We start from the raw sequence: 13346 nt of genomic DNA, 5'->3' as shown, positions 1-13346 counted from the left end.
CGGTCAGGTCGTCCGCAGCTCCTCCACGCTGGTACCGGCCCGCAGGAGGAGCAGGCCGGCGGCGACCGTCACCAGCACCGCGGCGAGCGCACCGCCGCCGAGCAGCGCCAACTGCTCCAGCGGTACGGTCGGTGGCTCGGTGACCCGCTCCACCCACACGGTCCGGGCGTACCGCTCCCAGTTCGCGGGGTCGGCGCAGACGTCACCCGCGTCGCAGACCGTCTGCTCGTAGCCGCCCTGGGACGGCGCGCGGAACAGGCCACGGGCGAGCAGCAGCCCGACGGTGAGCGCCACGGCGACGGCCGGTACGGCGGGTGCGAGCGACTGCCAGGCGATGGCTCGGCCGAGCGTCGCCCGGGGCACCCCGGTGGCGACCAGTGCCGCGTACGCGCGTCGCCGGGCGGTGACGCCCTCCACGACCGCGACCAGCAACCCGCCGGCGGCGATCAGCACCGCCACCGCGACCGTGAGGTCGACCAGGTCCATCGTCCTCAGGTAGAACGGGTCGTCCCGCATCCCGGAGCCGGTCCGCCGGGTCAGCGCGAGCTCCGCTTCGAAGTAGGCCCGCAGCCCGGCCGCCCCGGCACCGATGAGCACGGCCGCCAGCAGCGCGGCGAAGGTGCGGCTGCCGGCCCACGGGTCGGCGGTCAGCCGCCGGGCGGCCAGCAGCGTGGCCGGGCGGCGGGCGTACCGGTGCAGCACCCGCCCGGCCGTGTACGAGATCCATCCCGTCCCGGTCACCACGCCGGCGGTGGCCGCCAGGCCGCCGCCGACCAGCAGGGTCGGCAGCAGCCACTGTGGTGGTTCGTCGCCCCGCCGCGCGTACCAGAGCCCGACCGGCTGGTACGCACCGAACGCGGCCAGGCCGAGCACGATGAGCAGACCCGACCACGGGCGCGGTCCCCGGGTGCGTGCCTGGCGCACCACCCCGAACGGCGTGGTGGCGACGCGGCGCAGCATGAGCACGCTGACCAGGGCGGCCACCAGGGGCAGCCCGACCACGAGCGCGGCCAGCGCGCCGGTGGCGGGCAGCACGTCGGTGGGGAGGGCGAGTTGACCGCGCTCGTCGGGCCGGTGCAGGAGGGCCCGGCCGCCCAGGTACGCCAGGAGCCCGATGACCGTGCCGAGGAGGCTCGCCAGACCGGTCTCCAGGACGGCGATCCCGCTCACCTGGCCCGGCGTGGCACCGGCCAGCCGGAGCGCGGCCAGCCGGCGGTCCCGTGCCGGCGCACCGAGCCGGGCGGACTGACCGGCCAGCGCGAGCACCGGGATGGTGAGCAGCGCCAGCGCGAACGCGGTCCCACCGCGTAGGCCGGGCTCCCGGAGCAGGGCGTTGCTGTACTGCTCGGACCAGCGGGGATCGCCCGCCTCGCCGGGCGGCGTGGGGATGGCCAGCACGGTCAGGGCGGCCAGCCCCACGAGGGTGGCCAGCGCGGCGGTCAGCGCGGTCAGCGCCACCCGGGCCGCGTCGGTGCGGGTGCCGGCGACGGCCAGGCGGAGGGCGGCACCCGGCCTCACCGCCGCTCCCCGAGCAGCGGCGAGTCGAGGCCCAGGCCGCTGTGGTCCACCAGGCCGTCGCGCAGCACGACCTCCCGGTCGGCGTACGCGGCGATGCGCGGCTCGTGGGTCACCAGGACGACCGAGGTGCGCTGGTCGCGGGCGAGTCGCACCAGCTGGGTGAGGACCTGCTCGCCGGTGAGCGTGTCCAGGGCGCCGGTCGGCTCGTCCGCGAACAACACCCGCGGCTCGGTGACCAGGGCCCGGGCGGTGGCGCAGCGCTGCTGCTGCCCGCCGGACATCTCACCCGGCCGGATGTCGGCCAGTTCGGCCACGCCGAAGCGCTCCAGCCAGGTGAGCGCCGCGGTCCGCGCCTCCCGCCGCCCCGTGCCGGCGAGAAGCAGCGGCAGCGCGACGTTCTCCGCCGCGGTCAGCTCGGCGACGAGCTGGCCGAACTGGAACAGCACGCCGAACTCCGTCCGGCGCAGTCGCGAGCGGGCCGCCTCGGACCAGGTGTCGATCCGGTGGCCGCGCCAGGTCACCTCGCCGGCGTCGGGTCGCAGGATGCCGGCGAGGCAGTGCAGCAGCGTCGACTTCCCGCAGCCGCTCGGCCCGGTCACCGCCACGATCTCGCCGGGGTCGACGTCGAGGGTGATGCCACGCAGAGCGGGTGTCGGCCCGTACGCCTTGACCACTCCGCGAGCCTGTAGTTGCGTCACGTGTGCACCTCCCGGTGCCAGTCGGCGACCCGGTCCAGGGTGGTGTGCAACCACCGCAGGTCGGCGTCGAGGTGGGCGATCGCGAAGTCGAGGGCGACGACGTCGTCGAGCGTGGCCGACGGGGCGGACTTGGCCGCGGTCAGCTCACGCAGCCGTTGGGTGTGTGCCCGCCGCTGGGCGATCAGCCAGGCGCGGGCCCGGTCCACGTCGGCGACCAGCAGCGCCACCGTGACCTTGGCGAACAGCGTGCTGGCGACGTACGGCATGGGCGGCTCGATCGCGGTGAGCCAGCGGTCCAGCGTGGCCCGGCCGGCCTCGGTCAGCGCGTAGGTCGTACGGTCCGGACCCGCCTCCCGCTCCTGCCCGGCGGCGGCGACGAGCCCGTCGCGCTGCAACCGGCCCAGCGTGGCGTAGACCTGGCCGAAGGCGAGCGGCCGGGCCCGGGGCAGCCGTTCGTCGTGTGCGCGCTTCAGCTCGTACCCGTGCTTGGTGCCGGTCGCGAGCAGCCCGAGAAGGACGTGTGGCGTGGACACGTCCGCCACTATTCACTGAGCGAATAGATGTGTCAACGGTCCCGGCGGCGCGCCGCGCGCCACCGGGACCGGGAAGGTCAGCGGGTGCCGGCCGGCCAGACCGGGTCGCGGCCGGTGCCGGCGAGGAGCCGGTCCAGGTCCGGAAGGTCGGCCGGAGCGGGCACCGCCTCGGCGAAGACCCCCATCTTCCGGGCGTTCGGGCCGAGCTGCTCGACCAGCTCGTGCAGCTCGCTGACCGCCTCGGGCGCCGGCTGGTACGGCTGGCCCGTGGCGACGGCGAGGTCCCACCCGTGCACCGTCAGGTCCAGCAGCACCATGCCGCCGACCATCGCCTGCGGCAGGCCCATGCCCGGCGAAACGCCCGCCAGGCTGGCCGGGTCGGACCAGGCGTCGATCAGCCGCCGGGTCTCGGTCTCGAACCGGTCCCGCCAGCCATCGCCCAGGAAGTCGGGCTTGTCGGCCCACTCGACGGGGCGCTTGGCCGCCAGCTGCTGGAAGTTGATCACCACCTCGAAGAGGTGGTTCATCAGGTCGCGGACCCCGTACTCGCGGCACGGCGTGGGCAGGTCGAGCTGGTCGTCGGCGATGCCGCGGACCACCGCGACGGTTCGCGGTGCGGCGGCCGCCAGGAGGTCGCTAGTCTTTGTGGCCATAGGCCCAGCGTATGAGGGCGGTCTTGAAGAAATGCGACAGCAGCCGCGCGTCGACAACCGAGGCATCCTGGATCCCTCCCGGTTGCACCGGGCGGTGTGCTTCCGCCGGCATCTGCCGGCTCCCGCGCTGCGTCGATGGGTGGAGCACTACTGGTTCATCGACTGGGACCTGGCCGAGCCGCTGACCCAGCAGATCGTGCCGCACCCGGCGGTGAACGTGGTGTTCCGCCGCGACGGCGCGGGCCCGGAGGCCGGTGAGGTGGCCGGTGTCGGGCTCGAACTCTTCTCGATCACCCTCGGCGGCTCCGGCCGGGTCAGCGGCGTGCAGTTCCGTCCGGGCGGCTTCCGGCCGTTCTGGCGCCGGTCGGTCGCGGAGCTGACCGGCCGCCGGTGCCCGTTCGCCGCGCTGGCCGGGCGCTGGCCGCCGGCCGCTGCCGCGGCCGATGCCGCCGCGGCCGGCGCCGGCCCGTCCCCCACCGGCCCCTGCGCGGGTACGGACACCGAGCGCCGCCGCTCCCTCGACGCCCTGCTGACCGGCTGGGCCCCCCGGCCCGACCCGGTGAACGACGAGGTGATCACCCTGGTCGAGGCGATCCGCCGGGACCGTCGCGTGCTGCGCGTCGACGACGTCGCCGACCGCCACGGCATCCCGGTGCGGCGCCTGCAACGGCTGTTCCTGACCCACGTCGGCGTCGGCCCGAAGTGGGTGATCCGCCGCTACCGCCTCCAGGAGGCCATCGAACAGGCGGCCGGCGGAGCCCCGGACTGGGCCCGGCTGGCGGCCGACCTCGGCTTCAGCGACCAGGCCCACCTGGTCCGCGAGTTCGCCGCGGCGACCGGCCGCACCCCGGCCGCCTACGCCCGCTCGCTGGCCTGACCCGCTCCCCGCCCCGCACCCGCGTCGCCGGCCGGGCCGGGGTCCGGCAGCGCGATCTTGACGCGGGCACGGGCGGGCGCGGGCGTGCGGCGTACTCGTGGACGTGACGTTTCAGCGGCGGCGAAGGGCCACCACGGCCACGTCGTCCTGGATCTCGGGCGGAGCGAGTTCGACGAGGAGCCGTTCGCAGAAGCTGTCCAGGTCGTCGTCGACCCGGGCGGCGGCCGCCGCCAGGGCGGCCAGCCCGTCGTCGATGGTGGTGTCCCGCCGCTCGATCAGGCCGTCGGTGTAGAACACCAACGTGGCACCGGCCGGCAGGACGAACTCCAGGTCCGGCGGGCGCTGCGCGCGCACGCCGAGCAGCGGCGCCGCCTGCTGCACGAACTCGACCTTGCCGTCGACGCAGAGCAGCGGCGGCAGGTGACCGGCGCTGGCCAGGCGCACGTGGCCGGTCGCCGGGTCGAGCAGCAGGACGCAGATCGTCGCCAGCTCGGCGGGGAGCAGTGCCCGCATCAGCTCGTTCACCCGGTGTAGGATCTCGCCCGGCGGATGCCCCTCGATCGCGTAGGCCCGCACCGCGTGCCGCAGCTCCGCCATCACGGTGGCGGCGTGCAGCGAGTGACCCGCCACGTCCCCGATCGCGAGCAGCAGGTGCCCGCCGAGCATCACCAGCTCGTAGAAGTCACCGCCCACCTCGGTCCGCGCGCTCGCCGGCTCGTAGCGCACCGCCAGGTCGAGCCCGGCGATCCGCGGTATCCGGCGGGGCAGCAGGCTGCGCTGGAGGGTGACCGCGATCCGGTGCTCCTCGTCGAAGGAGCGCTGCGCCTCCACCGCCGACGCGACCGCCTGGGCGAGCTGCACCAGCACCGGCGTACGGGCGGTCTGGGTGGCGGTCGGCACGACCACGTAGAGCGGTGCCCGGTCCTCGCGCAGCCGGGCGGCGGCAACGGTGACCGTGTCCCCGGCCGGCCAGTCCACCAGGGTCCATCCGGCCGGGTCGTCCACCCGCACCGTGGCGCCGGTCGGGACACCGGTGTCGTCGACGGCCCACGGGATGACGGCGGCCGCACCCTCGGGACCGGTGGCGACGCCGGCCAGGCAGTCGCCGTCGAAGGTTTCGGCGACCACCGCCGCCGGGCTGCGGAAGATCTGCGCGGCCCCGGACGCCGCCTCCTGGAGCAGCCGGGCGAAGTTCGGCGCGGCGTGCACGGCGACGGTGGTGTCGGCGAGCCCGAGCAGCCGCTCGGCGAGCAGCTCGGCCCGCAGCCGGGCGCGGTAGTAGCGCAGCACCGCGTGCGCGGTCGCCACCAGTTCCTCCGGCTCGATCGGCTCGGCCAGGTACGCGTCCGCGCCCCGGGTGAGCCCCTGCGCCCGGTCCGCGACGTCCACCGCGTGCGCCGACACGTGGATCACCGCGATGGCCGGGTGCTCGGCCTTGATCCGCTCGCAGACCTCGAACCCGCTCAGGTCCGGCAGCCGGACGTCGAGCACCACCAGGTCGATCGGGCCCGCCGCGACCCGGGCCAGCGCCTCGCCGCCGTTCTCCGCCTCGAGCACCGTGAAGCCGGCCCGGGAGAGCCAGCTCACCAGCAGGTACCGCTTGGTGCGACTGTCGTCGACCACCAGGACGGTCGCCGGGCCGCCGTCCACGGTCAGACTCCGTCGACCGGCAGGGAGACGGTGAAGGTGCTGCCCACCCCGGGCACGCTGCTCAGCTCCAGCGTGCCGCCGAGCAGGGCCACCAGACGCCGCGCGTACGGCAGGCCGAGGCCGGTGCCACCGACCCGGGTGGCCCCGGGCACCTGGTAGAACTCCTCGAAGATCCGGTCCTGCAGCTCCGGGGCGATGCCCGGGCCGGTGTCCGACACGCTGAACAGCCAGCGGTCGCCGGCGCGCCAGGCCCGCAGGCGTACCTCGCCGCGCTCGGTGAACTTGAGCCCGTTGTGCAGCAGGTTGCGCAGCACCTGGGCGAGGAGGACCTCGTCGGAGCGGAGCGTTGCCGGCGCGGGCGGCTCCTCCACCACCAGTTCGACGTCCGGTCGGGTGGCCAGCGCCCGCAGCGTTCCGCGCAGCTGACCGAAGATGAGCCGCAGGTCCACCTCGCCCCGGGCCGGCTCGATCCGCCCGGACTCCGCCTTCGCCAGGTCGAGCAGCTCGTTGACCAGGGCGAGCAGGTCGGCCGCGGACGAGCGGATCAGCCCGACCTGGCGGGCCTGCTCGGCGGTGAGCGGGTCGGAGGCCGAGTCGCCGAGCAGCCGCGCGAGCCCGATGATCGCGGTGACCGGCGCGCGGAGTTCGTGGCTGACGTTGGCGAGGAACCGGCTCTTCGACTCGCTCGCGGCACGCAGTTGGGCCGACTTCTCGTCCAGCTCGCCGTAGAGCGCCACGACCCCCCGGTTGGTCTCCTCCAGCTCCTCCGTGAGCTGGTTGTAGAGAGCCATCACCCCGCGGTTGGTCTCGGCCAGTTCCGCGTTCAGCACCGCCAGCTCGTCGCGCTGGCTGCGTACCTCGTCGAGAGCGGAGATGAGCTGCTCGTTCTGGGCGGCCAGCTCGTCCAGGGCGCTGCCCGGCGCGCTGACGGCGAGCGCGACGCGCAGTTCGGCGAGGCGCTCGGCGGTCAGCACCGGTGCGGTGACCGGGACACGTCGGGTCATCCTCACGACCGTATCCCCCTCTCCGCTCACCACACCCAGGGTGTCGACCAGACGCGCCACGGCGCCCGACTGCGGCTCGTACCGACCGCCGGGCAGCGGCCCGAGCGGGGCGAGGTCGACCCGGAGGTGACGGCTACCGTGAACGGCGTCGTCGACCGCGGAGAACGTCACGTCCGCACCGCCGACGGCGCGGAGCAGGTCGCGGGCCACCTCACTGAGGGCGGTGGCGAGGCGTACCTGGTCCTGGTGCTCCAGCCCGACGGCCGCCCCGACCTCTCGACCGCGGTGCCGTACGACGAAGATGTCGTGCTCCACGCGCAGCGCCATCTGCAGCAGCGGCCCGGCGGTCACGGCGTCCCCCGGGCGACCAGGACGCACGCGTCGTCGCGGCGGGTTCCGGCGTCCCGGAGCACGGTCGCGGCGACCACGAGGGGCGACCGCCCGGCGAGACCCGGGTAGTCGTCGAGCTGCCAGCGGTCGACCACACCGTCACTGTGCATCACGAGCAGGGCGTCGGGCGGGAAGGCGTACTCGTACTCGCGGATCCCCGGCCGCTGGTGCCCGGCGATGCCGGGCAGCGACACGAGGCCGCGGCGCTGCCCGGTGCCGTCGATCACGGAGCCGGCGACGTTGCCGACGCCGGCGTACCGGAGCAGCCCGGCCGCCGGGTCCGGCTCGGCGACCGCCAGCGCGGCGCCCCGGGTGTGCGTCATGGCGCGGTGGAGGTGCCCGACCACCGCCGCCGGCGACGCGGCCGGCGCCCGCCGGAACGCCTCGATGGCGGCCCCGGTGGCGGCGGCGGCGAGCGGCCCGTGGCCCAGGCCGTCGCAGGCGAGCAGCTGCCGCCGGCCGTCGACGACCCGCCAGGCGTACCCGTCGCCACTGACCTGTTCCCCGGTGATCGGCCGGGTCAGCGCGGCCGCCCAGGACGGCCGGAGGTCGACGCCCCGCGGCCACACCTGCACGGCGAGCACGGTGCCCCGGCCCGGCCGGGAGTACGCGTCGAACCAGCTGGCCTGCCGGGCGATCGCCCCGAGACCGATGCCCAGGGTGCCGGTGGTCGAGTGGCCGTCCCGGGAGGAGACGGTCAGGTCCGCCATCCCGGGGCCGGAGTCGATCGCGATCAGCTCCACCCCGGCGTTCCGGTCGTCCCGGACCGGACGCAGCAGCAGCGCACCGTCCTCGGCGTGCTTGACCAGGTTGCTGGTCAGCTCGGCGGCCACGATGGCGAGGTCGGCGGTCCGGGCCGGGCTCAGCCCCAGGTCGGTGCCGAGCCGTTCGGCGGCGCGCCGCACCGCGCCGGCGGTGCTCCCGGCCTCGACCCGGAACCAGCTGCCACGGTCGGCGACCGCGTCACCGGTCATCGGGACCACTTGGTGACGGTGACGGTGGTGCCCTGTCCCGGCGCGGTCACGATGTCGAACTCGTCCACCAGCCGGCGGGCACCGCTCAGCCCCAGGCCGAGCCCGCCGCCGGTGGTGTAGCCGTCGGTGAGCGCCAGGTCGAGGTCGACGATGCCGGGCCCGGAGTCGGCGAAGACGATCCGTACGCCACGGCGCAGCCCGTTGTCGACGGTGCTCACCTCGACCGAGCCGCCCCCGCCGTGGACCAGGGTGTTGCGGGCCAGCTCGCTCGCGGCGGTCACCACCTTGGTCTGGTCGACCAGGGAGAGCTTGACCGCCACCGCGACCGTCCGCACCAGCTGCCGGACGCGTACCACGTCCTCGTCGCTGTGGATCGACTGCGCCTGCGGCTGGCCCAGGTCCACGCTGGTTGTCATGGCGACGCCGTCTGGGCGTCCGGTTCGTCGTCAAGCTCCACGTCGTGCTCGTCGGCGCGGGCCGCCGCGATCAGCTCCATGCCCCGTTCGACGTTCAGCGCGGTACGGATGCCGTTGAGCGACAGCCCCAGCTCGACCAGGGTGATGGCGACCGCGGGGCGCATCCCGACGACGACCGTCTCGGCGTCGAGCACCTTCGAGATGGAGGCGATCGTGGAGAGCATCCGCCCGACGAAGGAGTCCACGATGTCCAGGGCCGTGATGTCGATGACCACGCCGTGGGTGCCGGTCGCCACGATCCGCTCGGCCAGGTCCTCCTGCAGTTGGACGGCCGTCTGGTCGGACATGTCGACCTGGATGGAGACCAGCAGGATGTCGCCGATCTTGAGAATCGGCACCCGGTCCATCAGACCTCCCGTCGGGACCGGCGGCCGGTCTCGACGCCGGTCAGTCGGAGCACGTGCCGCAGCGCGTCGGCGAGACTGGCCTTGGTGGCGATGTCGCCGAACTCGATGCCCAACGCGACGATCGTCTGGGCGATCTGCGGCCGGATGCCGGAGATGATGCAGTCGGCGCCCATCAGCCGGGCCGCCACCACGGTCTTGAGGATGTGCTGCGCGACCTGGGTGTCGACCGCCGGTACGCCGGTGATGTCGATGATCGCGTACGGCGAGCCGGTGTCGACGAGGGTCTGCAGCAGCCGCTCCATCACCACCTGGGCCCGGGCGGAGTCGAGCGTGCCGACCAGCGGGACGGCGACCACGCCCTCCCACAGCTTCACCACCGGGGTGGACAGCTCCAGCAGCTGCTCGGCCTGGTCGGCGATGAGGCTCTCGCGGGTGCGGACGTAGCTCTCGAAGGTGAACAGCCCCATCTGGTCGACCAGGGCGGAGAAGCCCACGTAGTCGCGCAGCGCCGAGCCGGCCTGCTCCGCGTCGAGGAGGTCCAGCAGGGCATCCTTGAGGGCGAACACGCTGACCGCCGTCTCGGTGGCGGAGAAGCCCTGCCGGGCGCGGTTGCGGGACAGCTCGGCGAGGACGGCCCGCAGCTCGGCGGCGTGCTCGGCGTCGAGGTCGAGGACGCCCTGCTCACCGACCGTGATCATGCTGCGGTGCAGCTCCTGCACCTGGCGGAGCAGCTCGGCCTGGCTGAGCCGGCCGCGCAACGACCCGGCGGCGACCTGAGTCCACCGCTGTGTGACCTGGTCGGCGTGGTCGGTCAGCAGACCCACCAGTCGACCGCTCTGCTCGGCGCTCAGCGCCATGACAACCCCCCTCGACCCGGACCGGGCGGACTCTATCACCGCACATCCGTCAACTACTTGCCACGATGCAAAGGATGACGACGGACACGGACATCACCGCCCGATCTGCGTTCCGCCCCGTTCGTGGGATACCGTTTCTCCGATAACAGGAGGTCTGGCGAATGTCCTTGACGGTGCACACGGAACAGCGCGGCGATGTCGTCGTCGTGTCGGTCGCGGGCGAGCTGGACATGGCGACCGCACCGCAGTTGCAGGACCAGATCACCGACCTGCTGGACAAGGGCCGCTGCCGGCTGGTCTTCGACCTGGCGGACGTGTCGTTCTGCGACTCCACCGGGCTGTCCGTCTTCGTCCGCGCGAAGAACAGCTGCGACGAGGCCGGCGGTGTCGTGCGGCTGGCCGCCCCGCAGCGGGGTGTGCTGCGCATCCTCGAGGTCAGCGGCCTCGTCGAGGTGCTGCACACGTACCCGACCGTCGAGCAGGCCGTCGCGGGCGATCCCACTCCGGCCTCCTCCTGACCGGGCTCACGCCTCGTCCTCGACGTACCGGGGCCGGGCGATGACCAGACCCGCGCCGGTCTGCACGGCGAGCGCCGCCAACAGGAACCCGATCGGCGCGGTCCAGCCTCCGGTGGCCTCGTAGAGCACGCCGACCAGCAGCGGCCCGAGCGCCGCGATGACGTAGCCGGTGCTCTGCGCGAACGCCGACAGCGCCACCGTCCCCTCGGCGGTGCGCGCCCGCAGCCCGATGGTCGTGAGGATCAGCGGGAACGCGCCCTGCCCGACGGCCAGCAGGGTGACCCAGAGCAGCGCGCCGCCGTGCGGTGACACCGCCAACCCCAGGTAGGACAGCGTCGACGCGGCGGTCAACGACAGTACGAGCGGCCGCAGCGTCCGCAGCCGCCCGGCCAGCGTCGGCATCAGCAGCGCGATCGGCACGCCCAGCGCGGTCACCCCGGCGAGCAGCAGCCCCGCCGTCTCCGGGCGGTAACCGGCGTCCCGGAACAGCTGCGCCAGCCAGCCCATGATCGCGTACCCGCTCAGCGACTGCGCGCCGAAGTACACCGCCATCGCCCAGCCGAGCCGGGTGCGCGCCGGGCGTACCCGGACGCGGGCCGCGGCGACCGTCGTGGTCGACCGGCGGGCGGCCGCGCGGGCCCGCAGGGCCAGCGGCACCCACGGGAGTACGGCGATCGCGGCCAGGCCGGCCCAGACGCCGAGCCCGGCGCGCCAGGAGCCGAAGGCGTGCGCGATCGGGACCGCCGAGGCGGCGGCCACCGTCGTGCCCAGGGTCAGGGCCATCGTGTACGCCCCGGTGACCAGCCCGGTGCGGTGCGGGAAGTGCTGTTTCACCAGCATCGGCAGGAGGATGTTCGCCACCGCGATGCCGGCCAGCGCCAGCGCGCTGGTGAGCACGAAGACCAGCGCCGAGCCGGTGACCGCCCGGAGCACCTGCCCGGCGGCGAGAGCGATCATGGCGAACACCAGCACCCGGGCCGCGGCGACCCGGCGGACCAGCCACGGGGTGAGCGCGCCGAGCCCCGCGAACGCGATGGTCGGCAGCGTGGTGACCAGGCCGGCCATGGCGCCGGAGAGCCCGAGCCCGGTCCGCACCTCGTCGAGCAGCGCGCCGAGGCTGGTGACGGCGGCCCGCAGGTTCACCGCGACCAGCAGCATCGCGACCAGCACGAGCGCACCCCCGCGCACCGCGCTCCCCACCCCCAGGCCCGCCGCACCCCCGCCACCCGCGCCCGCACCGCCGCCCGCGCCCCCGCCACCCGCGCCCGCACCGCCCGTGACCGCACCGCCCGCGACCGCGCCCCCGCCACCCACGACCGCACCGCCCGCGACCGCGCCCCCGCCCGTGGTCGCACCTTCGGGGAAAGTGCTGCCTCCGGCGCTCGGGTGAGCGCACTTTCCCCGAAGTTGCTGCCTCCCGCCGGAGGCGGGAGTGGAGGCGGGGGCGGGAGTGGGGGCGGAGGTGGAGGCGGGAACGGGAGTGGAGGTGGGGGTGGGGGCAGGAGTGGGGGTGGGGGTGGGGGGCCCGGCGGTGGCGGTGGGCCGTGGTGGCGGGGTCATGCGGTCGAACCTACAATCATGGGATGAATTTCCGGCAGGGGTTGTAACCGGTGACACGCGTCGTTGATTCCGTCGCCGTGCCACCGCGCGGCCGGCGGGTGCACGAGACGATCACCCAGCTCCGGAAGCGGATCCTCGGCGGCGAGTGGCCGGTCGGCGGCCGGATCCCGACCGAGCCGCAGCTCGTGGCGGCCCTCGGCGTGGGGCGCAACACGGTCCGCGAGGCGGTCCGCGCCCTGGTGCACGCCGGGGTGCTGGAGTGCCGGCAGGGCTCGGGGACGTACGTGGTGTCGACCGACGAGCTGGCCCCGGTGGTGGCCCGTCGGCTCACCGACGAACGGATGGCCGAGGTGGTCGAGGTGCGGCGCGCCCTTGAGGTGGAGGCCGCCCGGCTGGCCGCGCTCCGGCGTACCCCCGACGACCTGGCGGCGCTCGACGGTGCGCTCGCCGCCCGCGAGGCGGCCTGGCACGGGGGCCGGGTCGACGAGTTCGTGGAGGCCGACGCCGCGCTGCACAGCGCGGTCGTCGCGGCCGCGCACAACGGCATGCTCGCCGAGTTGCACGCGTCGATCGGCGCCGCGATGCGCAGCACGCTGACCCAGTCGATGGGCGATGCGCTGGAGCCGGGGCGCTACGTCGACCACGCCCGGCTGGTGGCCGCGATCCGGGCCGGCGACCCGGAGCGGGCGGCGGTCGAGGCGGGCGCTTTTCTGGAACCGCCCTCCCGGGCATAGGTTGTGCCGGACGGAAGACCGGACACCTCGGGAGTACGGATGCTCAAGGGCTTCAAAGACTTCATCATGCGCGGCAACGTCGTCGACCTGGCGGTCGGCATCGTGATCGGTGCCGCGTTCACCGGCGTGGTCACCCAGCTCACCAAGTCGTTCCTGGAACCACTGATCCGGGTCTTCGTGCTGCTGATCACCGGCAGCGACGAGGGCCTGGCCGGCACCGCGCCCGAATTCCGGGGCGTCGCCTTCGACTGGATCGCCTTCGTCAACGCGGCGATCACCTTCCTGCTCACCGCGGCGGCGCTGTACTTCCTGGTGGTCTACCCGATGAACCGGCTCGCCGAGCGGCGGCAGCGTGGCGAGGAGCCGCCGCCGGCCGCGCCGAGCGAGGAGATCAAGCTGCTCACCGAGATCCGGGACGCCCTCGTCGCGGCCGGCCGCACCACCCCCGTCCAGCAACGCGGCGCCCTCGACGACGCGCTCGGCCGGCGGGAGGAACCGCCCACCCGGTACTGAACGCCGCAGACGCACGACGGCCCTCGCGGGAATCCCGCGGGGGC

Annotated in this window: 15 protein-coding genes; 4 read left to right on the top strand and 11 right to left on the bottom strand. The window is 74.4% G+C overall.

The features are described from left to right. Positions 1-3: 3 nt before the first annotated feature. The 4 genes from EV376_RS06580 to EV376_RS06565 all read right to left on the bottom strand — a co-directional run bounded on the left by EV376_RS06580 (position 4) and on the right by EV376_RS06565 (position 3402). Positions 4-1518, bottom strand: a complete 1515-nt coding sequence (locus EV376_RS06580; protein ID WP_130321239.1) for an ABC transporter permease — start codon at positions 1516-1518, stop codon at positions 4-6. Continuing rightward, a complete protein-coding gene (locus EV376_RS06575) occupies positions 1515-2216 on the bottom strand; it encodes an ABC transporter ATP-binding protein (protein ID WP_130321238.1) in 702 nt (233 codons plus the stop codon). The genes EV376_RS06580 and EV376_RS06575 overlap by 4 nt, the downstream gene beginning before the upstream one ends. Next, entirely contained in the window at positions 2213-2749 is a 537-nt protein-coding gene (locus tag EV376_RS06570) for a PadR family transcriptional regulator (protein ID WP_130321237.1), read from the bottom strand. The genes EV376_RS06575 and EV376_RS06570 overlap by 4 nt, the downstream gene beginning before the upstream one ends. Before the next feature lie 77 nt (positions 2750-2826). After that, positions 2827-3402 (bottom strand): TIGR03086 family metal-binding protein, encoded by a 576-nt coding sequence (locus EV376_RS06565; RefSeq protein WP_130321236.1) that lies wholly within the window; start codon positions 3400-3402, stop codon positions 2827-2829. Between the two features lie 31 nt (positions 3403-3433). Between EV376_RS06565 and EV376_RS06560 the strand changes: the two genes are divergently transcribed. Next, complete coding sequence (locus EV376_RS06560) at positions 3434-4279, top strand: helix-turn-helix domain-containing protein (protein WP_130321235.1); 846 nt, start codon at positions 3434-3436, stop codon at positions 4277-4279. 111 nt (positions 4280-4390) lie between these two features. Here EV376_RS06560 and EV376_RS06555 read toward each other — a convergent pair whose 3' ends face one another. Genes EV376_RS06555 through EV376_RS06530 form a run of 6 tightly spaced genes read right to left on the bottom strand, consistent with a single transcriptional unit; the run spans position 4391 to position 9977 of the window. Further along, a complete protein-coding gene (locus EV376_RS06555; protein WP_130321234.1) occupies positions 4391-5929 on the bottom strand; it encodes a fused response regulator/phosphatase in 1539 nt (512 codons plus the stop codon). A gap of 2 nt (positions 5930-5931) precedes the next feature. Then, positions 5932-7260 (bottom strand): sensor histidine kinase, encoded by a 1329-nt coding sequence (locus EV376_RS06550; RefSeq protein ID WP_130328546.1) that lies wholly within the window; start codon positions 7258-7260, stop codon positions 5932-5934. Between the two features lie 20 nt (positions 7261-7280). Further along, positions 7281-8297 carry a SpoIIE family protein phosphatase gene (locus EV376_RS06545; protein ID WP_130321233.1) on the bottom strand — a complete coding sequence of 339 codons (1017 nt, stop codon included), beginning with the start codon at positions 8295-8297 and terminating at the stop codon, positions 7281-7283. After that, the gene (locus tag EV376_RS06540) at positions 8294-8713 is read right to left on the bottom strand and encodes an ATP-binding protein (RefSeq protein ID WP_130321232.1); all 420 of its coding nucleotides are present in this window, start codon (positions 8711-8713) and stop codon (positions 8294-8296) included. Before EV376_RS06540 ends, EV376_RS06545 begins: the two co-directional genes overlap by 4 nt. Next, the gene (locus tag EV376_RS06535; RefSeq protein WP_130321231.1) at positions 8710-9120 is read right to left on the bottom strand and encodes an STAS domain-containing protein; all 411 of its coding nucleotides are present in this window, start codon (positions 9118-9120) and stop codon (positions 8710-8712) included. Before EV376_RS06535 ends, EV376_RS06540 begins: the two co-directional genes overlap by 4 nt. Next, positions 9120-9977 (bottom strand): STAS domain-containing protein, encoded by an 858-nt coding sequence (locus tag EV376_RS06530; protein WP_130321230.1) that lies wholly within the window; start codon positions 9975-9977, stop codon positions 9120-9122. Before EV376_RS06530 ends, EV376_RS06535 begins: the two co-directional genes overlap by 1 nt. 161 nt (positions 9978-10138) lie before the next feature. Here EV376_RS06530 and EV376_RS06525 point away from each other — a divergent pair, with 161 nt between their 5' ends. Next, positions 10139-10495, top strand: a complete 357-nt coding sequence (locus EV376_RS06525; protein WP_130321229.1) for an anti-sigma factor antagonist — start codon at positions 10139-10141, stop codon at positions 10493-10495. Between the two features lie 6 nt (positions 10496-10501). Here the strand turns inward: EV376_RS06525 and EV376_RS06520 are convergent, their stop codons facing one another. Continuing rightward, positions 10502-11701, bottom strand: coding sequence for an MFS transporter (locus tag EV376_RS06520; RefSeq protein ID WP_486482872.1), 1200 nt, complete (start codon positions 11699-11701; stop codon positions 10502-10504). Positions 11702-12105: 404 nt separating this feature from the next. On the opposite strand from EV376_RS06520, the gene EV376_RS06510 reads away from it, so the two are divergent. Both EV376_RS06510 and mscL read left to right on the top strand, forming a co-directional pair. Further along, positions 12106-12789, top strand: a complete 684-nt coding sequence (locus EV376_RS06510; RefSeq protein WP_130321228.1) for an FCD domain-containing protein — start codon at positions 12106-12108, stop codon at positions 12787-12789. 39 nt (positions 12790-12828) lie between these two features. Then, on the top strand, positions 12829-13302 hold the full coding sequence (gene mscL, locus EV376_RS06505) for a large conductance mechanosensitive channel protein MscL (RefSeq protein WP_130321227.1): 474 nt from the start codon (positions 12829-12831) through the stop codon (positions 13300-13302). The last annotated feature ends 44 nt before the right edge of the window (positions 13303-13346 follow it).

The organism is Micromonospora sp. CNZ295, assembly GCF_004217535.1.
The sequence above is the reverse complement of the archived record's forward strand: the minus strand, read 5'-3'. Positions and strand labels throughout refer to the sequence as shown.